Origin of the sequence: Nostoc sp. FACHB-888, from assembly GCF_014696655.1 — a bacterium.
Classification (GTDB): domain Bacteria; phylum Cyanobacteriota; class Cyanobacteriia; order Cyanobacteriales; family Nostocaceae; genus Nostoc.
In genome coordinates, this window is sequence record NZ_JACJQM010000093.1 from 1 (window position 1) to 19,318 (window position 19,318).

The 19,318-nt window shown below is 42.2% G+C and carries 17 protein-coding genes and 1 pseudogene; 10 read left to right on the forward strand and 8 right to left on the reverse strand.

The window, feature by feature from the left end:
• Window positions 1-276: 276 nt before the first annotated feature.
• Window positions 277-1,473 (reverse strand): 1-deoxy-D-xylulose-5-phosphate reductoisomerase, encoded by a 1,197-nt coding sequence (dxr, locus tag H6G26_RS30275; protein ID WP_190734139.1) that lies wholly within the window; start codon window positions 1,471-1,473, stop codon window positions 277-279.
• Window positions 1,474-1,899: 426 nt separating this feature from the next.
• Between dxr and H6G26_RS30280 the strand changes: the two genes are divergently transcribed.
• Both H6G26_RS30280 and H6G26_RS41890 read left to right on the forward strand, forming a co-directional pair.
• Window positions 1,900-3,207, forward strand: coding sequence for a mannosyltransferase family protein (locus H6G26_RS30280; RefSeq protein ID WP_190734141.1), 1,308 nt, complete (start codon window positions 1,900-1,902; stop codon window positions 3,205-3,207).
• 44 nt (window positions 3,208-3,251) lie between these two features.
• Window positions 3,252-5,183, forward strand: a complete 1,932-nt coding sequence (locus tag H6G26_RS41890) for an EamA family transporter (RefSeq protein WP_199327156.1) — start codon at window positions 3,252-3,254, stop codon at window positions 5,181-5,183.
• A 56-nt stretch (window positions 5,184-5,239) separates the two neighbouring features.
• On the opposite strand, the gene H6G26_RS30295 is transcribed toward H6G26_RS41890, so the two are convergent.
• The gene (locus tag H6G26_RS30295) at window positions 5,240-6,778 is read right to left on the reverse strand and encodes a glycosyltransferase family 39 protein (RefSeq protein WP_190734144.1); all 1,539 of its coding nucleotides are present in this window, start codon (window positions 6,776-6,778) and stop codon (window positions 5,240-5,242) included.
• Between the two features lie 334 nt (window positions 6,779-7,112).
• On the opposite strand from H6G26_RS30295, the gene H6G26_RS30300 reads away from it, so the two are divergent.
• Window positions 7,113-8,354, forward strand: a complete 1,242-nt coding sequence (locus H6G26_RS30300) for a DNA cytosine methyltransferase (protein ID WP_190734146.1) — start codon at window positions 7,113-7,115, stop codon at window positions 8,352-8,354.
• On the forward strand, window positions 8,327-9,304 hold the full coding sequence (locus H6G26_RS30305; RefSeq protein WP_190734148.1) for a Bpu10I family restriction endonuclease: 978 nt from the start codon (window positions 8,327-8,329) through the stop codon (window positions 9,302-9,304). Before H6G26_RS30300 ends, H6G26_RS30305 begins: the two co-directional genes overlap by 28 nt.
• Window positions 9,305-9,342: 38 nt before the next feature.
• Here H6G26_RS30305 and H6G26_RS30310 read toward each other — a convergent pair whose 3' ends face one another.
• The 4 genes from H6G26_RS30310 to rimI form a co-directional block, all read right to left on the reverse strand.
• Window positions 9,343-9,708, reverse strand: coding sequence for a clan AA aspartic protease (locus tag H6G26_RS30310; protein ID WP_190734150.1), 366 nt, complete (start codon window positions 9,706-9,708; stop codon window positions 9,343-9,345).
• A complete protein-coding gene (locus H6G26_RS30315; RefSeq protein ID WP_190734152.1) occupies window positions 9,705-9,977 on the reverse strand; it encodes a hypothetical protein in 273 nt (90 codons plus the stop codon). The genes H6G26_RS30310 and H6G26_RS30315 overlap by 4 nt, the downstream gene beginning before the upstream one ends.
• Window positions 9,978-10,190: 213 nt before the next feature.
• A complete protein-coding gene (locus H6G26_RS30320; RefSeq protein ID WP_190734154.1) occupies window positions 10,191-12,659 on the reverse strand; it encodes an ATP-dependent Clp protease ATP-binding subunit in 2,469 nt (822 codons plus the stop codon).
• A 692-nt stretch (window positions 12,660-13,351) separates the two neighbouring features.
• Window positions 13,352-13,903, reverse strand: coding sequence for a ribosomal protein S18-alanine N-acetyltransferase (gene rimI, locus H6G26_RS30325; RefSeq protein ID WP_190734155.1), 552 nt, complete (start codon window positions 13,901-13,903; stop codon window positions 13,352-13,354).
• A gap of 92 nt (window positions 13,904-13,995) precedes the next feature.
• Between rimI and lysA the strand changes: the two genes are divergently transcribed.
• The 5 genes from lysA to H6G26_RS30350 all read left to right on the forward strand — a co-directional run bounded on the left by lysA (window position 13,996) and on the right by H6G26_RS30350 (window position 18,046).
• Window positions 13,996-15,405, forward strand: coding sequence for a diaminopimelate decarboxylase (gene lysA / locus H6G26_RS30330; RefSeq protein ID WP_190734158.1), 1,410 nt, complete (start codon window positions 13,996-13,998; stop codon window positions 15,403-15,405).
• A gap of 224 nt (window positions 15,406-15,629) precedes the next feature.
• On the forward strand, window positions 15,630-16,553 hold the full coding sequence (cdaA, locus tag H6G26_RS30335) for a diadenylate cyclase CdaA (protein WP_190734160.1): 924 nt from the start codon (window positions 15,630-15,632) through the stop codon (window positions 16,551-16,553).
• A complete protein-coding gene (locus H6G26_RS30340; protein WP_190734161.1) occupies window positions 16,550-17,299 on the forward strand; it encodes an isoprenyl transferase in 750 nt (249 codons plus the stop codon). Before cdaA ends, H6G26_RS30340 begins: the two co-directional genes overlap by 4 nt.
• 31 nt (window positions 17,300-17,330) lie before the next feature.
• Entirely contained in the window at window positions 17,331-17,618 is a 288-nt protein-coding gene (locus H6G26_RS30345; protein WP_242053970.1) for a hypothetical protein, read from the forward strand.
• 8 nt (window positions 17,619-17,626) lie between these two features.
• Window positions 17,627-18,046 carry a putative toxin-antitoxin system toxin component, PIN family gene (locus H6G26_RS30350; RefSeq protein ID WP_347242523.1) on the forward strand — a complete coding sequence of 140 codons (420 nt, stop codon included), beginning with the start codon at window positions 17,627-17,629 and terminating at the stop codon, window positions 18,044-18,046.
• Window positions 18,047-18,087: 41 nt separating this feature from the next.
• On the opposite strand, the gene H6G26_RS30355 is transcribed toward H6G26_RS30350, so the two are convergent.
• Window positions 18,088-18,360, reverse strand: a complete 273-nt coding sequence (locus H6G26_RS30355; protein ID WP_190734165.1) for a DUF3143 domain-containing protein — start codon at window positions 18,358-18,360, stop codon at window positions 18,088-18,090.
• 69 nt (window positions 18,361-18,429) lie between these two features.
• Entirely contained in the window at window positions 18,430-18,954 is a 525-nt protein-coding gene (locus H6G26_RS30360) for a J domain-containing protein (protein WP_190734171.1), read from the reverse strand.
• A 147-nt stretch (window positions 18,955-19,101) separates the two neighbouring features.
• Here H6G26_RS30360 and H6G26_RS42145 point away from each other — a divergent pair.
• Window positions 19,102-19,218: pseudogene (locus tag H6G26_RS42145) on the forward strand (type II toxin-antitoxin system Phd/YefM family antitoxin); the annotation flags it as partial.
• Window positions 19,219-19,318 lie beyond the last annotated feature (100 nt).

Genomic DNA, 19,318 nt, shown 5'->3' on the forward strand with positions numbered 1-19,318 from the left:
TAAACGCTGATTTCTTCGTTGAAACAGAATCTGCAAGGACTGGTCTCAAAGCCTTGTAAATATTGGCTTGCGAGTTTTCGGATGGGTCTAATTAGATTAGAGGCTGGGGATTAAAGATTGGGGACTATAGCAATCCTATCTGAGTTGTAAGAAATCTGGATGATGACGAACCGCCAAGTACGCCAAGTAAAAAAGGAATTCACAAATCTCATGCATAACTTAGGAGTGTTATAGGCATCAATTTTTAATCCACAGTCCAATCTCAACTGAAGGTTTTTATCGCACAGAGATTATCCGCGAGTGAGTTTCTAAGTTTTCAGTCACTGTTAAAACTTCTTGTCTTGCCCATTTATCTGCTGCCAAAATATCATCTAAAGAGGGATTTGCACAGTTATCATTTTGATGGCGATCGCACACCCACTCGATACACCGGGGAATATCTAAAAACCGAATTTTTTCTGATAAAAATAAAGCCACAGCTTGCTCATTTGCAGCATTTAAGACAGCTGGCATCGAACCACCAGCTTTACCCACAGCATAAGCCAACTGCATACAAGGATACTTTTGGTGATCTGGTTCACGGAAGGTTAAATTTCCAGCTTTGACTAAATCTAGTCGTTCCCAGTTAGTGTAGATGCGATCGGGCCAAGATAGAGCATACAGTAAGGGTAAGCGCATATCCGGCCAACCGAGTTGGGCTAAAACCGAAGTGTCTTGCAGTTCAATCAGGGAGTGAATAATGCTTTGGGGATGAATGACAATTTCGATATTGTCATAATCCAGCCCAAACAGAAAGTGAGCTTCAATTACTTCCAGACCTTTATTCATCAAAGTAGCAGAGTCTACTGTGATTTTACGCCCCATTGACCAATTAGGATGCTTTAAGGCATCAGCAACGGTTACATCTGCTAACTTTTCTACATCCCAGTCCCGGAAAGCCCCACCAGATGCAGTCAGCAAAATTTTCCGTAAGCCTCCCTTTGGCACACCTTGGAGGCATTGAAAGATTGCGGAATGTTCAGAATCGGCTGGCAGTAATTTTACACCGTGCTTTTCAACTAGAGGTAAAACCACAGGGGCCCCAGCAATTAAAGTTTCTTTGTTCGCTAAGGCAATATCTTTACCAGCTTCAATAGCTGCGATCGTGGGTAGCAAACCAGCACAACCAACGATCCCAGTTACAACCGTTTGGGCATCGCCGTAGCGAGCGACTTCTATCACTCCGGCCTCACCAGCCAGTAGAATCGGTTGGGGATCGAGGTCAATGATAGCTTCTTTGAGCGCTGGTAATTTATCTTCTGAGCAAATGGCTGCTATTTCCGGTCGAAACTGCCGAATTTGAGCAGCCAACATCTCTACATTATTCCCAGCTGCTAATCCCACAATCCGAAACTGATCTGGGTACTGAGTGACAATATCTAAAGTCTGAGTACCAATAGAACCAGTAGAACCAACAAGAGTAATCGCTTTCACAATTGCTTAAGGATTTACAGACAACTCCCACTATAAATTGCTGGGGACTCTTTAATAACAGCAATCACTATAATCGATACACTAACGACAGTGAGTAGAGACGCGGGGAGGGGGAGATGTCCTTGTCGCTGCGCCCCAATCCGTTAATTTCAACTCGATAGGCTGCTAGCTAGAAACTACTAAAGTTGCTCAATTTTCATATAATTAGACAAAAAGAGTATTTATAAATACTCTGTTTTAAAGGTCAATTCTGAAAAAATTGGCAAAAGTAACCAAATAGGAAATAATTTTAATTGATTGTTATTCTGTCCAGTTTGTTAATTATGTTAGTGGAGAATTGAATATGCAAAATGTTACTTATAAATTGCTGTGTTACAGCCATAGGTAAAAGGATGCATAAAGGAGTTTGTTGAAGTACTCAACCTTATGGTTAAAGTTCAGGTAGTTATAAATAAAGTTTTATGGAAAAATGATTTCCTATTTCCAGCAGCAATATGGCTTGCCAGCCGAATATTCATCTGGACTGCTATGTTGCTGATTGCGCCAAAGCTACCGTTACCAGCAGAAGAATCTTTGCCCCATTTTAGCTGGGGGGTTATTGATGCATGGGATAGTATGCATTACCGAGCGATCGCTACTTCTGGATATGAATATGTGAATGACGGCAAGCAACACAATCTTGCCTTCTTCCCGCTTTTCCCTATCAGCATTTGGGTTTTGATGAAGTTGGGCTTACCGTTTGAATTAGCAGGTACGTTAGTCAACAACTTGGCATTTTTTGCAGCGCTTTACTGTTTGTACTTTTGGATCAAAGAGCATTATGGTATCAATGCAGCGCAGTGGACTACTGCTGTGGTTTCCTTGTATCCATCTTCCATGTTTACGGGGGTGATTTACACAGAGGGGCTGTATTTGTTTTTGAGTACGGCGGCTTTGCGGGCGTTTGATCAAAAGCAGTATGCTTGGACTACCCTTTGGGGTGCGATGGCGACAGCAACACGTCCCACAGGTATGGCACTAATTCCAGCATTTGCGATCGCAGCCTGGAAAGAACGCCGACCACCTATTGCCTATATTGCTGGTTTTGCTAGTGCTATTGGCATACTTCTATTCAGTTTGTATTGCGCGATTTATTTTGGCAACCCTTTAGCTTTTATCGAAGCACAGAAGGGATGGCGACCAACTCTGGGGTTTGATTGGCAGGGTTGGTTAAATATGCTAATGCAAATTGTAGTTGGCACAAAAAATTGGCAATATGGTTGGATTCAAAACCCATCTGGCGGAATTCAAGATCCCTGGTATCTCTTGTTGTTTGGCGTAATTGTTGCTAGTGGTTATCTTTTATGGCGTTTCCGTCAACGTTTTAGGTCTTTGAAATTATTCTATGGCTTTTATGCTTTAGTCTTATTTTTGTTGATTTTGGCGAGTGAAGAGTGGATCAATAACTTGCTCAACTTGTTCATGGTCTTGGTTGGTGGCTATATGTTGTGGCGCTTACACAGGCAACTAACCATAGTTACAGTTATTTATGGCTTTTGTGGTATTGGTTTGTTGCTAGCCTCTGGAGGTACTATTTCCTTGAGCCGTCTCGCCTACGGTATTGTGCCTTTGAATATAGCCATTGGTGTGCTGCTATCTCGCCATCCTCGCCAGGGATATTTAATGTTAGGCGTTTTTGTGACATTACTAGCCAAAATAGCTGTAGGATTTGCCCAAGAGCGTTGGGTTGGTTAGAGAGTTTGATTCTATATTGATAAGAAGTTGAATTTAAATTTCCTATGAATGTATCCAATCAAACGAAGATAGCGATCGCTTCATTATTGGTAGGTGTAGGTGCCATTTCTTTTGGCTCTATTTTTATGAAATTGAGCGAGATTCAACTCAGCCCCAATGCCACTGTATTTAATCGTTTTTGGCTTGCTAGCGTAGTTTTTTTGCTCTGGCATGGATACAAGGCAATACGGCAGCGATTTTCCTTAGACAAACCTGTAGAACAGCAGTCTTATACCAGTCAGGATCTGTTGCTCTTGCTAGGCGCTGGTATTCTTTGGGCTGCTACTTTAGTCTTTTTGGCTTGGTCGCTGACTCAAACTAGCGTTGCGATTTCTAGCGTGTTGCATAACCTTGCCCCCATGTTTACCAGCTTAGGGGTATGGCTGTTATTTCGTCAGGGTTTTAAGAGCCAATTCCTGATTGGGATGGTCATCGCCCTTGGGGGAGCGATCGCTATTGAATTTGAGGAGTTGCAAATTGCTACAGACGAAGTTCAAGGAAGCTTTGCTGCGATTGTTTCTGCGGTTTTTTTGGGTGCATATTTGCTGATTGTAGAAAAATTACGAACCAAATTTTCTCCTACTACAATCCAGTTGTGGATTTGTGCGATTGCGGCTTTAGTAATCTTCCCAATACTTTTGTTCACTCAAGATCAGGTTTTTCCCTCTACAATCAATGGGTGGCTTTGGGTCATTTCCTTAGCCCTGATCTGCCAAGTTTTAGGTCATGGGCTTTTGACCTATAGCCTTGCCAGGTTTTCCTCTGTAGTTGTTTCCTTGGTGCATCTGTTAGAGCCAGTATTTAGTGGCATTTTCGCTCTTATAATATTTTCAGAAAAATTAACTTTTTCAAATTGGGTAGGTTTTGCTGTAGTTTTAATGGGTTTATACTTAGCCATATCTAGCCAAGCTACTCTTAGTTTGCCGTTTCAAGAATCAGTCAAAACTATAGTTAACACTTTCGTTAAAAGTATGACGATAAAGCTGTCATTACTAAAGCAACAATTCTCCAAAACACCAGCTTTATTAGGAGGCATCTCATTATTTGTTGCCCTAATTCCCATATCTTTGGCACCATCTCTGGCAAAATTGTGCGAACAAGAAATTGGCGCAAATGCTGTAGGATTTCATCGCAGTTGGATCGCCGCAGTCGTCTTTGGGCTGTGGAATGGACTTGAGGCTTTACGCCGCCAACAATCTGATCATCAACCTATAGAACAGAAGCCTTTTACAAAACAGGATGTGTGGCTGTTATTGGCAATGGGAACTGCTGCAACGACCTCCCTGTTGTTGTGGGCTTGGTCGCTGAGTCAAACTAGTGTTGCTAACGTGGCTTTATTGTCTAATTTGAACCCCTTATTTGTTGCTGCGGCTGGATATCTGTTATTCGGTCGGCGCTTCGATAACAGATTCATTATTGGTTTGGTCATAGCCTTGGGGGGAGCGATCGCCTTTGAAGTTCATAAAATGCAATTTGCAACTGACCAAATACTTGGTGATGTGCTAGCATTTATAACCGCAATTTTTATTGCCACCTATTTGCTGCTGATAGAACAACTCCAAGCCCGATTTACTACCGCAACCATAATGCTTTGGCGTTGTGGCGTGACTACAATGTTTCTGTTGCCCATCCTCCCATTCATCGAAGAAAGATTGTTTCCCTATTCTTGGATGGGGTGGTTTTTCATCATTTTTCAAGCTCTCTTCTGCCAAGTGCTGGGTCAGGGACTTATAACTTATAGCCTCAGCAGAATCTCGTCAAGCGTCGTCGCCGTTACCCTTCTCCTCAATCCAGTCTTGTCCTCCATTTTTGCTTGGTTCATTTTTTCAGAACAAGTAGGTTTGTTTGACTGGGCGACTTTTGTCATAGTTTTAGTGGGTATCTATCTAGCCCAATCTAGTCAATCCACAGTTCAAGTAACAAAAGAAGGCTCGTAGTAGATAAACAAAATTTCTCTTTGCCTTTTACTTTCTAAGATATCCAGATGTTTAACTTATGGTGAAATCAGTGTAAATCCTTTAGCTGTTCCTAGGATTTTGCTCCCAGTTAAATTTATTTGTTGTAAAGCCCCATCGTCTAACAGCAAATAAGATTTATTAGATAACATTTGTTGTAAAACTGGCATAGTTGTGGCAGTTACCTTGCAATCGCTATAAAAATTTAAGCTAGGACGATCGTAAGCAAAAGAAGTATAAATTTGGGTTCCTGGTGAAACATTTGCCCGAATTAAGTCCGCGACTGGTTTAACTGGAAAAGCTTCATTTAATTCCCAAATCCATGATTGCGAACTCATCAACAGTGCTAAAACTAAGTACATACCAGAAAATAAAACTGGAATAAAGTTGCGATCGCGCTGTTTAATTAGCCAAGCTACGATGCCCATACTTATTGCTAAAACAATACTCATAACTATTAAAATAGGCTCTTTTTTAATAAAAAAGTAAACACATCCTCCTAAACCAGCAATAGAAATAATAGCCAGAAATATTGTCAAACTTCGTCCCTTAAAATGACCATCCTGCCAAATCTCGCTAAGTTTAGCACCGATTGCCAAAGCTAAAAATGGATATACAGGCATAACATACCACGGCAGTTTAGTTCTCATTAAAGAGATAGTTACTAAGTAAACAATTGTGCCGATAATAATTAGGCGGCCCCAGGTAGTATGACGTTTTTTCCAAACTAGATAAAAACTTCCCGGTAAAAATAATAGCCAAGGGAAACTATACTTAATTATCTCAATTAAATAGTACCAGGGAGGCCCGCTATGACCTTCAACAGATTGTGTCAGACGAGCAAACGTTTGTGCTTGAAAATTCACTTGGAAGAAATTTTCGCCATAATGTTGCCATTGAGCAACAAACCAAGCGATCGCAGGTGCATTTCCTAAAAATATTCCCACTAATAAATAGGAGCTTTTTAACAAAGCAAACTGCCGATCTGCAATGAGAAATAAACAAGCGATCGCTCCTAGCGGCAAAACCATCATCCCTTTAGTTAGAGTGATTAACCCTAGACAAAATCCCATACCTAGAGCATACTGACGATTCTGACGTGCTTTTAGCAAACAAAATAACAACAGCAAGAAAAAGGTAATAGTTGTACCATCTAACATTGCTAGCCTTCCGTGACGCACCACAGGCAACATCGTTAAGTAAACTAAAGCGGCAAACAAAGCTGGTAAACTTTCGTTAAAAAGCAAACATCCCACTAAGTAAAGCAACGGCACACCCAAGGCAGTTAACACTGCACCCGGTAGACGTGTTGTCCACTCATTCACGCCTCCGATAGAGTAAGTCCAAGCAATTAGTAAGTGCATTAGTGGTGGCTTATTATGATAAGGTTCACCTCCCAACGTGGGGTAAAGCCAATGCATTGAATCAAGTGGGGCACGCCAAATTTCACGGGCAACCTGTGCCACAGTCCCTTCATCCCAGTCTCGTAAAGGGGAGTTTCCTAAAAATATTAGCCATAGAACTAGAGATATTAGCAGTAGGCTAAATAACCATTCTTTTTCTCGGAATAGACGCATATAAAATCGGGATAATCATCTCAAAGACTGTAAGGCGGTATTTTACCCCAGATTCTGCAATGGGAGTTTAGTTACTTTGGTTTGAGTAGTTCAACCTTGCGATGCTTAAAATGCCAGCGTCAATCATGCGGTGATATTCGTCAATCGTCCCCTCAGAAACTATCACAGTCATGACGATTGATTCTTTATATGTTTGTCCTTAAGAATACTAAAAATTACTTATAGCCAGATACCTTGACCAGAATAACTGTGTAGCAGGTTGACAAAGTGGTACAAGGGTATCATCCTAGAGTATTTAGAAAGTAAACCCTATGAGTAACCATATTAAGAGTCTATGCTAACAGCACAACCTATCACTATTGATTTGTTTGCTGGGGCTGGCGGCTTTGGTTTAGGTTTCGAGATGGCAGGTTTCTCTGTTCCTTTATCCGTTGAGATTGATGCCTGGGCTTGTGATACGCTGCGCCATAACCGCCCTAGTATGACAGTTATTCAACAGGATATCCGTGATTTAAACACTGCAAGTAGCATTAAGGATATCTGTAACTTCCAGCCAGATGTTGTTATTGGTGGCCCTCCATGTCAAGGCTTTAGTATTGCCGGGCCAGCACAAAAAGATCCTAAAGACCCTAGAAATAGTTTATTCATTAACTTTGCTGAGTGGATATGTTTTCTCGAACCTCAAGCTTTTGTAATGGAGAATGTTAAAGGTTTACTTTCGCGCAAAAACATTGAAGGTAGAAAAGTAACAGATATCATTAAAGAAACTTTTGAAAATCTCGGATATTTTGTAGAAGTATGGTCATTAAATGCTGCTGAATATGGTGTACCACAAATTAGAGAGCGAATTTTTGTTGTTGGAAATAAGACAGGAAAAGAGTTAGGTATTCCTCCAAAAACACATTCTTTAGATTTATTGCATCTTAATAGCTCTCAATTATCAATATTTGCCTGCATGGGTTTACTTCCTGCCATAAGCTTGTGGGATGCTATATCAGACTTACCACCACTGAATGCATGTGAGGGTGAAGAGGAACAACCTTACATTTCAGAACCTCTCAATAACTATCAAAGCTGGATTAGAAATGCCAGTAAAACACTTTACAATCATGTTGCAATGGATCATTCCCAGAGACTTGTAGAACGTTTCAAACATATTAAATGGGGTGAATCAAGTTCAGACGCACCAAAAGAACATGGGGCTAGACGGCGTAGTGGAAATGGTGAGTTATCTGAGATAAATTATGACCAAAATAACCGACGTTTAAATCCATATAAACCATCACATACAATAGCAGCTTCGTTTTACGCTAATTTTCTTCATCCTTTCCAGCATCGCAATTTGACAGCCCGTGAAGGGGCGCGTGTGCAATCTTTTCCTGACACTTATCGTTTTCTAGGAAAGAAGACTGTTGTATCTCACAAGTTATTACATCGAGAAGAGAGATTCGACGAGAAGTTTCTTTGCCAGTACAATCAGGTAGGTAATGCTGTACCACCTATTCTTGCTAAAGCGATCGCACTTCATCTTCAAGAGAAATTACAGCTATGCCCAAAAGCGATCGGAACCCTTTAGTTCACGGCTCTAATCTTGAACAAAAGGAGCATCACCGCACAAAATACAGAGATGTTGAGAGTAAAAAATATCTCACTGAAATTAGAACTGAGTATGATAAGTGGCGTTCAGCTAATCTCGAATTAGTTGGCCCGACATCAACACCTACTGCTCAAGATGACACAATTATTGCTACTAGGGTAGAGCTTCTATCAAAATATAAGGACTTTTTAGACCAGCAGCACTATGCGGAGAAGTTTGATTCTCGATCAAACCTTCACTCTAGCGTGTTGGAGGAATTTCTCTATTATCTGTTTAAAGATTTAGTCAGAGACTTTGGAGAAAATGCTCTCATCGGCAAATCACATACGTTCAAAGATATTTTCTTCGTGCCGCCAAAATACTCTGAGATGCTTAAGCGTCCGTATGCACGTATTGAAAAGAAAGATCATGATTTTGTAATTGGAGCCACTATTCAAGTATCATTTGAAGCAGCAACCCCACCGGAGAAAGATGAAAATCCTGGTGAAATACTCCCACTTCTTAAAGAGGAACCGGAAAACTACTCTAAAGTTACAGTTATAGGAAACACAGAAACGCATATTTTCGATATTCCAGTTGTTGCAATTGAATGTAAGACATATCTCGACAAACCTATGCTCGAAGGTTCATCAAGAGCAGCAGAGGATTTAAAGGCAAGAAGTCCAAATAGTTTATATCTTATACTTATGGAGTGGGTCAAGTTGACCAGTGATGTCAATCTTCGGAAGTACAAGGTTGACCAGATTTACGTACTACGTCAGCAGAAAAACACTGACCGAGAATTTAGGTATGAAGAAAAATATGTTAAAAATTCAATTAATCCAGTTGTAGTTCAACATCTATTCAATAAAGTGCGGAAGCATCTGAAAATGGACTGGACTGGCGGAATTGAATATGGTATAGAGCGTGGATGGCTAATTGACGAGTAGCTACTGACCTTAGTCGCCAACTTTTGCTAATAAAGCAACTACAATTCATCAATTGTTACTAAGCCGCCCTCGATAAACTGTATGACAAGTTCATACCCATCAAGTAAAGCAGTCCCTAATAAAGGTCGCTTTCCTGTCGCAAGTACATTAACTACCCTTTCTTCGCCATTCCAAATAATAACAGCTTCATATACTGGTATATCTACCCAACTATTATCAGCTAAATTTGCAGGTAGCTCATAACGGAAAGATAAATTCAATAAAGCAACTGCTTCTGGTGGTAAACAAAGGTAATCTGTAAAACCTGTGTCTATAACAAATTCAATCGTAAAATCTGGTAAATTTGGCAGTCGAAATTCTACATTAACAGTTGGGTGTGCATCCTTGACAATCCCAGAAATCACTGTGAATCACGCTCCAGAAAACCAGAGAAGGAAACAGCAACTTTATAACCAATGCGAATTCCATATAGTCGAGCAAATGGGTTTTTATTGCGTAAATATCGTGCAGATTCTAAGCCTGTTTTATCAATTGCGTATTCACCTGTTTCTATATCGATAATCACCATTTTACCGATGTTTTCTTCTCGTTCCACTTGTTGACGAATGCTATTTTCATATAATTCTTTCGCACGTCGTCCAACTTCTTCGCGGCTTAAAAGTATGCTTTGCATGTCCTTGCTCCTTTATTCATGTTGTATCCTAATTCTACTACCAAGCTATAATACAAGGCGGTTTAGTGAGTGATATACTACCGCACACCAAATGCTACTAGATCCAAATTTGAAGCAGTTAATGAATATTTAGTGAATAAAAAACGGTAGAGCAATAAATACTCTACCGTTTCCTAAGTTTTTATTTGAGATTTAAATCCCAAACCCTAAATCTTACTCAACACCTTGGGGTAACAATTCCCGACGCTGTTGAGAACTAACTTGCACAACTCCATTTTCATCCACATCAACAAGGGCTGTATCGCCATCTTTAATGCGACCAGACAGAATTTCTTCTGCTAGGCTATCTTCTAACAGGCGCATAATTGCCCGACGTAATGGCCTTGCGCCGTAGCTGGGACTGTAACCTTCAGTGATTAACCGATCCTTGAAGCGGTCTGTGACTTCTAAGGTGATACCCTTTTCAGTTAGGCGACCAAATACTTCCTTGAGCATAATCTCGGCGATTTGGGTCACTTCCGGCTTGTTCAACTGACGGAAGACGATAATTTCATCGAGTCGGTTGAGGAACTCTGGACGGAAGTACTGCTTGAGTTCTTCGTTGACCAAAGAGCGAATCCGGTTGTAAGTTGACTCGCTGGCATCTTCGGAGAATTCAAAGCCGATACCGCTACCGCCTTTTTCAATTACCTTAGAACCAATATTGGAAGTTAAAATCAGCAAGGTGTTCTTGAAGTCCACCGTGCGACCTTTGGCATCAGTTAACCGACCGTCTTCCAAAATTTGCAGCAGCATGTTGAATACATCGGGGTGTGCTTTTTCGATTTCGTCGAACAACACCACGGTGTAAGGACGCCGCCGCACGGCTTCAGTCAGCTGACCGCCTTCGTTATAGCCAACATAACCTGGAGGGGAACCAATCAGCTTGCTGACGGTGTGACGCTCCATGTATTCGGACATATCTAAGCGGATCATCGCTTCTTCGGAACCGAAGAAGTAAGCAGCTAAAGACTTCGCCAACTCGGTTTTACCTACACCAGTAGGCCCAGAGAAGACAAAGCTAGCTATGGGTCGATTAGGATTCTTCAAACCGACACGAGCGCGGCGAATTGCCCGTGAAACTGCCTTCACAGCTTCGTCTTGACCAATTAAACGCTGGTGCAAGGTGTCTTCCATGTGCAGCAGCTTTTCAGATTCAGATTCGGTGAGTTTGTTCACCGGTACTCCAGTCCAGGAAGCGACAATGTGAGCAATGTCTTCTTCTGTAACTACAGGTTCTTCACCTTCTGTGCCAGTTGCATTGGTCTTGCTTTGAGCGATCGCCCGGATTTCGGCTTTGATTTCCATTTCGCGATCGCGCAATTCTCCAGCTTTGTCAAAGTCTTGAGAGCGCACCGCGTCATCTTTTTCTTTTAATATCTGACGCAGTTCTTTGTCTAACTCTTTGGCTGCGGGTGGCAGTTGGGAGTTAATCAAGCGCACTCTAGAACCAGCTTCATCAACTAAGTCGATAGCTTTATCTGGGAGGAAGCGATCGCTAATGTAACGGTCTGACAATTTCGCCGCCGCCACCAATGCTTCGTCGGAGATTTTCAGTTTATGGTGTTGCTCGTAGCGTTCGCGCAGACCATATAAAATTTCAATTGTTTCATCAACTGTGGGTTCGCCAACCATTACTGGTTGGAAACGTCGCTCTAGAGCTGCATCTCGCTCGATGTGCTTCCGGTATTCATCTAGGGTTGTAGCACCGATACACTGCAACTCACCTCTGGCCAAAGCTGGCTTGAGGATATTTGCTGCGTCTATAGCACCTTCTGCTGCCCCAGCACCAATTAAGGTGTGTACCTCATCAATCACGAGAATGACATTACCCGCCGAGCGGATTTCATCCATGATTTTTTTCAAGCGTTCTTCAAATTCACCCCGGTATTTGGTTCCTGCTACGAGCAAACCAATATCCAGTGTGACAACGCGTTTATCTTCAAGGATGTCAGGGACATCTTTGGTGGCAATGCGTGAAGCTAAACCTTCAGCGATCGCTGTTTTACCAACCCCTGGTTCCCCAATCAGCACTGGGTTATTTTTAGTCCGGCGACCCAATATCTGAATCACCCGCTCAATTTCTTTAGCCCGTCCCACCACTGGATCGAGCTTATTGTCCATTGCCATCTGAGTCAGGTTTGAGCCAAATTCATCCAGAGTCGGGGTTTTTGTGCGCCCGGATGAACCGCCTGGTGAAACTTCGGCAGTTTCTCCCAACATACGGATGACTTGGGTTCTTACCTTAGATAGATCCACACCGAGGTTTTCTAGCACCCTGGCTGCGACGCCTTCCCCTTCGCGGATTAGGCCCAACAGCAGATGCTCGGTGCCAATGTAGTTATGCCCCAGTTGGCGTGCTTCCTCCAAGGAGAGTTCTAAAACTCGCTTTGCCCGTGGCGTAAACGGAATTTCCACAGCAACAAAGCCTGATCCCCGTCCTATAATTTTTTCAACTTCAATTCGGGCATCTTTGAGATTGACGCCCATTGATTTCAGCACCTTGGCAGCCACTCCAGTGCCTTCGCCAATCAGACCCAGGAGGATCTGCTCGGTTCCAACAAAGTTGTGACCTAAACGGCGGGCCTCTTCTTGGGCCAGCATGATTACCTTAATGGCTTTTTCTGTGAAGCGCTCAAACATGGCTTTATCCCATCATCTGCGGTCGTGCCGGTATGCTGATTTTAGCACAGGCAAAGCTTTTGGATGCCTGTATAACAGATTATAGACATCCTGAAGCTATGACTTGAGTTGATGGGCTAATTGTTAACTATTAACTACTTTTATCTGGCTAGTGTACTGAGGAGCTTTAGTTCACCAGCCTTTTTGGGATTTATTACAAACAGTTCACTGCTTACATTGAGAGTTGATTTATTCAATCCCAAACATCTATATGTAACATCCACTTTCTTTAATGTCAAGCATAAAAAATATTGCATAGTTTTTGCTTATACTTATTGGTTATAAAATTAAATATTTAAATATAGATAAGCGCAGCAAAGTTACATTTTTTTGCTGAAGCCGACCGCAAGCCCCAATAATTCAAAATTTGTAATCCTTTGCTATTAAGAGTTATGCATTGACAAGAACAAATGATATAGATTTGAAAAAATACATCTGTCGTAAGAAGTATTATTAATTGGTGTTAACTTAAGACCAAATCTCTGTGAAGGAGGCAAAAATTTAGAACGGGATTCAACCCCATCTAATTCCAAGCCACCAAATCGAAGATTTTGGTGGAGGACTTAAACCTCTGATGCTCTGGTCACAGCAGCCTCCACGTTAGGCATTCTTTGTCTCCAACTGGGAAGGAGACGACAAGGATGAATCCCCAACTACTTAAAAAGCAAGTGCCAAGAGGATTTGTTTAGGCGATCGCTAACAATGGAATACCATTGGTCTAAAGTTGCTTTAAATTTGCGGTGTTGTAAATCTGGCAGCCAAAGGATTAAAGCATCTTCATCGTTATCTTGGTAGTAACGCCGCCGCCGCCCAGCTGTTTTGAAGCCAAATTTTTGATATAAAGATATTGCCGCCAAGTTGGAAGCTCGAACTTCGAGAGTAGCTCGCTCCATTTTGCGATCGCAAGCTGTCTTAATGAGTGAATATAATAAAGCCGCACCCAAACCTTGACGATGATATTGAGGATGAACCGCCAAAATTGTAATGTGGGCTTCCTCTAAAATTGACCAAAAGCAACCCATTCCTAGCAAACTTGTGCTGGAGGACGGGGAAAATAAACCGAGTATATCGCTGTTAGGGCTGTCCAATTCTCGTTTGTAGCCCTCTAGAGTCCAAAGTCCGCCAAAACAAGCTTGATCAAGTTCCAGTATTGCACTGAGATTATCTGGTGTCAGTAATTTAATTTCTAAGTCTAATGAAATCACATTTATTGAATAACGTTACAAACCCTTTGTACACTGGGAATTGGGAGACAAACTCAAAGCCCGCAATTTGAACAAGGAACACTTTTATAGTTATGGTATCGACTCACCCCACTGGGGTTCAACATTCTGGAAGTCAATATTTACCTCAAAGGCACGACACCAAGGCAAATCCATCGCCTAATCAAGAACTTTTACCCTTAACTGCCAGAGTCCATAATCATGACTCCCTGGAAATTGGTGGGTGTGATGTCACAACCCTAGTTGAGCAGTTTGGTTCACCTTTATATATTTTAGATGAAGAAACCTTACGTTCAGCTTGTCAACAATACCGAGATGCTTTCAAGCAATATTACAAGGGTGAATCTCAAGTATTGTATGCCTCAAAAGCTTGGAATTGTTTAGCCGTTTGTGCGATCGCCGCGTCTGAAGGTTTAGGAATTGATGTTGCATCAGGCGGTGAACTTTACACCGCGCTGCAAGCAGGTGTCAATCCTGATAAAATCTATCTTCATAACAACAATAAATCTCGTGAAGAACTGATTTTTGCTATAGAATCCGGTTGCACCATTGTGGTAGATAACTGGCACGAGTTACGCACTATAGTAGAAATTGTGGAGAAGTTGTATACAACTCTACAAAAACCTCGAATTATGCTGCGGTTGACTCCAGGTATCGAATGTCATACGCACGAATATATCCGCACGGGACAACTAGATAGTAAATTTGGCTTTGATCCCAATCAGCTAGACGAATTGTTTACTTTTGTAAGCAAGCAATCTGGTCTTAACTGCGTAGGGTTACATGCTCATATTGGTTCCCAAATTTTTGAACGCCAACCGCATCGAGATTTAGCCGCTCTGATGGTGCAGTGGTTGCGAGAAGCAGCAAAGTATGATTTAAAACTGACAGAATTAAATGTCGGTGGCGGTTTAGGGATTAAGTATATAGAATCAGACGATCCCCCCAGCATTGAAGAGTGGGTGAAGCCAATTTGTGAAGTAATCCAAGAAGCTTGTGCAGCCGAAAATTTACCTTTGCCAAAATTATTGTGTGAACCTGGGCGATCGCTAATTGCCACAGCTTGCGTTACTGCTTATACTATTGGTTCATCCAAAGTTATTCCAGAAATTCGTACCTATGTAGCGATCGATGGGGGAATGTCTGACAATCCCCGCCCGATTACTTACCAATCAGTTTATCGGGCAGTTGTTGCCAATAAAATGTCTTCTCCTTTAAGTCAAACAGTCACAATTGCTGGTAAACATTGTGAATCAGGAGATATTCTGATTAAGAATGCACTACTTCCAAAGACTGAACCAGGAGATATTCTCGTAGTTATGGGAACTGGTGCGTACAATTACAGTATGGCATCTAACTACAACCGCTTACCCCGACCGGCAGCAGTCGTAGTAGCGAATGGCGAAGCAAATTTAATTTTGCAACGTGAAACTTATCAAGACTTAATTCGGCAAGATCGCCTACCAGAAAGACTAAAAAAATAGTCATTTTTCCTTGGTCATTAGGAGCCACTGCGTTGCGGTGAGTCCGGCGCTGTAGGCGGGTTTACCGCCGTAGGCGACTGGCATTAGCGTAGCGGTAGCGACGTTAGGAGCGTCACCCGGAGGGGGGTTCCCCCGTTAAAGCAAGTGGCGTTCATTAGCCAGGAACTAATAACTAATGACTAATGACTAACTGTAATTAGAGGCAAAAGTGTAATCCAGATGTCATGAGAGATTGGTGGAAGCAATGGCTGATAAACCTGGGATGGTCACAGTCCTTGCTACTTGGGACTCTGGATATTGTGTTAGTGCTGGCGCTGACGTACATGATACTAGTTATTATTAGTGAGCGCCGAACACTATGGATGGTGAGGGGATTCATTATCTTAATGCTAGCCTCAGCACTAAGTGGCAGCTTAGGACTACCTCTGCTAAGTTTTGTACTAGAAAAACTGGTGATTGGTTGTGCTGTAGCGATGGCAGTTGCTCTACAGTCAGAGTTTCGGCGGTTTTTGGAGCAATTAGGGCGTGGCGAATTCCGTCAGCTGTTTCAACCCGATCGGCTGGCAATCCCCAAATCTGATAGTGTAATTGATGAAATTGTTGAGGCCGTTAAAGAATTGTCAAAAAACCGCATTGGAGCTTTACTAATTGTGGAAACCACAGGGCCAATTGATGAGCGAGATTTTTCTGTGCCAGGAGTAAAGCTAAATGCGGAGGTTTCTAAAGAACTAATCCAGACAATTTTTCAGCCGAAAACTTTGTTACACGATGGGGCAACATTGATTCGTGGATCACGGATCATCTCATCAGGTATAATTTTACCACTTTCGGGACGCACAGCCTCTCGCCAGTTGGGAACACGCCATCGGGCGGCAATGGGAATTACTGAGCGGGTCGAAAATTGCATTTGTGTCGTTGTTTCTGAAGAAACGGGTTCCATTTCCTTAGCGGAACGGGGAACCTTAAATAGACCCCTGACGATTAGGAAACTGAAAGAGTCATTAGAGGCTCTTTTATCCCCAACCGTAGATAGGGAAGCTGTTGCTCCTGGTCTATTGAGTTTTGTTCGTCAGACAGGTGGGAAGGCACTAGCACTGGTTTCACGTTTACTCGGATTACCATCGACCGCTTCTCGAGATAAAAAATGACAGCACAACAAACTAAACTGCAAGATTTGCCTACTGACTTAAAACGAGAACAATTGCCGCAGCACGTTGCGGTGATTATGGATGGTAATGGTCGATGGGCTAAACGTCAGGGTTTACCACGGATTATGGGTCATAAGCGAGGAGTAGATGCTCTTAAGGATTTACTTCGCTGTTGTCAAGATTGGGGAATTCAGGCGCTAACGGCTTATGCTTTTTCAACAGAAAACTGGAAAAGGCCGCAGGAAGAGGTAGATTTTTTGATGACTCTGTTTCAAAGAGTTTTGCGCCAAGAATTGCGGGAAATGATCGAAGAGAATGTTCAAATTAAGTTTGTGGGAAATTTACAGGCCCTGCCACAATCGCTTCAAAAAGAAATATCCCGTTCAATGGCAGAAACCCATGATAATCGAGGTATCCGGTTTTCTGTAGCAACTAATTATGGCGGACGGCAGGAGATTATACAAGCTTGTCAGGCGATCGCCAAACAAGTTCAGGAAGGTCTGCTACAACCCGATGAAATTAATGAACAGGTATTTGAGAGCCACTTGTACACAGCAGGAATTACTGACCCAGATTTGTTAATCCGCACCAGTGGAGAAATGCGCCTCTCAAATTTCCTTCTCTGGCAAATGGCTTATGGAGAAATTTACATTACAGATGCTCTCTGGCCCGATTTTGACCGGGCTGAGTTTCACCGCGCCTTATGTGCCTACCAACAACGCGAACGGCGATTTGGAAAAGTGTAAAATAATACATTTATTAAGTCAGTAGGATGTGTTGGCGAAGCTACAAGATTGGCGATCGCACTACAATTTAATAAACTCAATGATGGCTATTGATATGGTATCGATTCCTATCACCCTGGAACAACTCATTACGGCTGTGCAACAGTTGCAACCAGAGGAACGGGCAGAGGTTGCCAGAGCTTTGATTTTGGTGGATTTACGTTCAGATTTGAGGGCTTTAATTCAAGAACTTTATGCTCAACCCTCAGTTGATGAGATTACAGACGATAATATCATGGCTGAAATTAAGGCTGTGCGCCAGCAATCTCACCAAACATGACGTTTCGAGTGGTTATCGACACCAACATTTGGATTCGTATTTTGCTTAGAGGGCGAGTTACATTGCCCATATTGGAGGCATTTAATGAAGACAAATTTCAGTTGGTGATGAGTCAACCTTTAATGGAAGAACTCCATTTAGTTTGGAATCGCCCCCGCTTAAGAGAACGGATTAACCCAAATATTGCTAATCAACTTGAACAGCAGTTTCAATACCGAGCAATATGGATTGAGTTGGAAACGGTTCCACCTAATTGTCGAGATCCCAAAGATTTAGCTGTGCTTGCTACGGCTATTGATAGCCAAGCTGAGATTATTGTGTCTGGGGATGATGATTTACGTGCTGATGATGAGTTGAGGGAAATAATGGCAACTTATGGCATCCGATTGCTGGGTGTTCATTCTTTTTTGAACGTGATTGCGGCTTGATTTCCGTACCTTTTGACGGTGAGCTGGACTCAGCACTTCATCTATGGCCCAGAAAATACCGCTTGTTCTATATCATCCCGACTAAGAGAATACTTGAATGAACGTTGGATATCTTGTCCATTTTCCCCAGATTGGACATATCGCACTACGATTTGCTCAACATCAAGCCATAGTTCAGCTTTCCAACTAGGGCGCTGTATATGCCAGCAATGCCTCTGTGTATCGTCTTGTTGACAGCCTTGGTCTTTTAGCCACTGTTCAATTTGTGGCAGGGGATGATTATATAAGGGGGTATCAGAGGGAAGAAGAGGCATAGGAATTTTGGATTTTAGATTTTGGACTTCGGCTACGCTCAGTCGAACGATTTTTGATTAGGAAATTTTTTAGTTTTTAATTACTATAGGGATAATTAGTTGTAATACATGGTTAATTTGCTGTTGTACAGATGGAGTTGGCTGTAACAAAGGCGAATGGATCGCAGCCTCACCACGAGTTAAGCCAATAGTAATTGCTAGTACCAGACAACCTACAAATGTTAACACCAGCATAAATAAAGCAAAAATTTCACCAGATGAGAGGGGGCGATCGCTCGCATCGAGGTAAGCTGATTTTGACCAGTCATGAGAATGCGAAACGGGGCGGTTCAAGTCAGGGGGTGGTTGAACCACCACAAAGCGAGAATAGCCAATTTTTGAATCATAGCCCAAGCGCCGTTCTGGATGGCTAAGGGTAGCGTAGGCTTCGTTGATTTGCTGAAATTTGGGAGTAGCGATCGCAGTAGGCAAATCTGTAGTATCAGGATGATAGCGTTTGCTCAGTTCCCTATAAGCACGACGAATGTCCATTACCGATGCTGAGGGATGCAGTCCTAGCAGGGAGTAATAAGTTGGTTTACTGCTTTGTGGCATTGCCCCGTTGTCATTCACGGCTGTTTGAGTCACCTTGCTCAAAGATATTTTTTATATTCTAAATCCTTTGTGATTAGCGAACACGGAAGAAGGCAGAGCAGGTCAAGTATTTGATAAAATATTTTATAAAGCATTGAATTAAATGCGATGGATATCAAAATTAATCTCGAAAATATTCAAACTCTCACCGATTTCAAACGCAATGCCAAGGATTACCTAGAGCGGATCAAGTCCACAAAGTCGCCACTTGTACTAACTGTAAACAGGGTAAGAGCATCTCAATCAGGCTTGACATAAGGAATTAGAAGAATCTAATGTATTGTTAATGAAACAACTGAGAACCTGAATCATATAATTGTTATCC

Coding starts and splice junctions, on each gene's coding strand:
- H6G26_RS30280 (WP_190734141.1), top strand. CDS start 1,900: ATGGTTAAAGTTCAGGTAGTTATAAATAAAGTTTTATGGAAAAATGAT.
- H6G26_RS41890 (WP_199327156.1), top strand. CDS start 3,252: ATGAATGTATCCAATCAAACGAAGATAGCGATCGCTTCATTATTGGTA.
- H6G26_RS30295 (WP_190734144.1), bottom strand. CDS start 6,778: ATGCGTCTATTCCGAGAAAAAGAATGGTTATTTAGCCTACTGCTAATA.
- H6G26_RS30300 (WP_190734146.1), top strand. CDS start 7,113: ATGCTAACAGCACAACCTATCACTATTGATTTGTTTGCTGGGGCTGGC.
- H6G26_RS30305 (WP_190734148.1), top strand. CDS start 8,327: ATGCCCAAAAGCGATCGGAACCCTTTAGTTCACGGCTCTAATCTTGAA.
- H6G26_RS30315 (WP_190734152.1), bottom strand. CDS start 9,977: ATGCAAAGCATACTTTTAAGCCGCGAAGAAGTTGGACGACGTGCGAAA.
- H6G26_RS30320 (WP_190734154.1), bottom strand. CDS start 12,659: ATGTTTGAGCGCTTCACAGAAAAAGCCATTAAGGTAATCATGCTGGCC.
- lysA (WP_190734158.1), top strand. CDS start 13,996: ATGGTATCGACTCACCCCACTGGGGTTCAACATTCTGGAAGTCAATAT.
- cdaA (WP_190734160.1), top strand. CDS start 15,630: ATGAGAGATTGGTGGAAGCAATGGCTGATAAACCTGGGATGGTCACAG.
- H6G26_RS30340 (WP_190734161.1), top strand. CDS start 16,550: ATGACAGCACAACAAACTAAACTGCAAGATTTGCCTACTGACTTAAAA.
- H6G26_RS30355 (WP_190734165.1), bottom strand. CDS start 18,360: ATGCCTCTTCTTCCCTCTGATACCCCCTTATATAATCATCCCCTGCCA.
- H6G26_RS30360 (WP_190734171.1), bottom strand. CDS start 18,954: ATGCCACAAAGCAGTAAACCAACTTATTACTCCCTGCTAGGACTGCAT.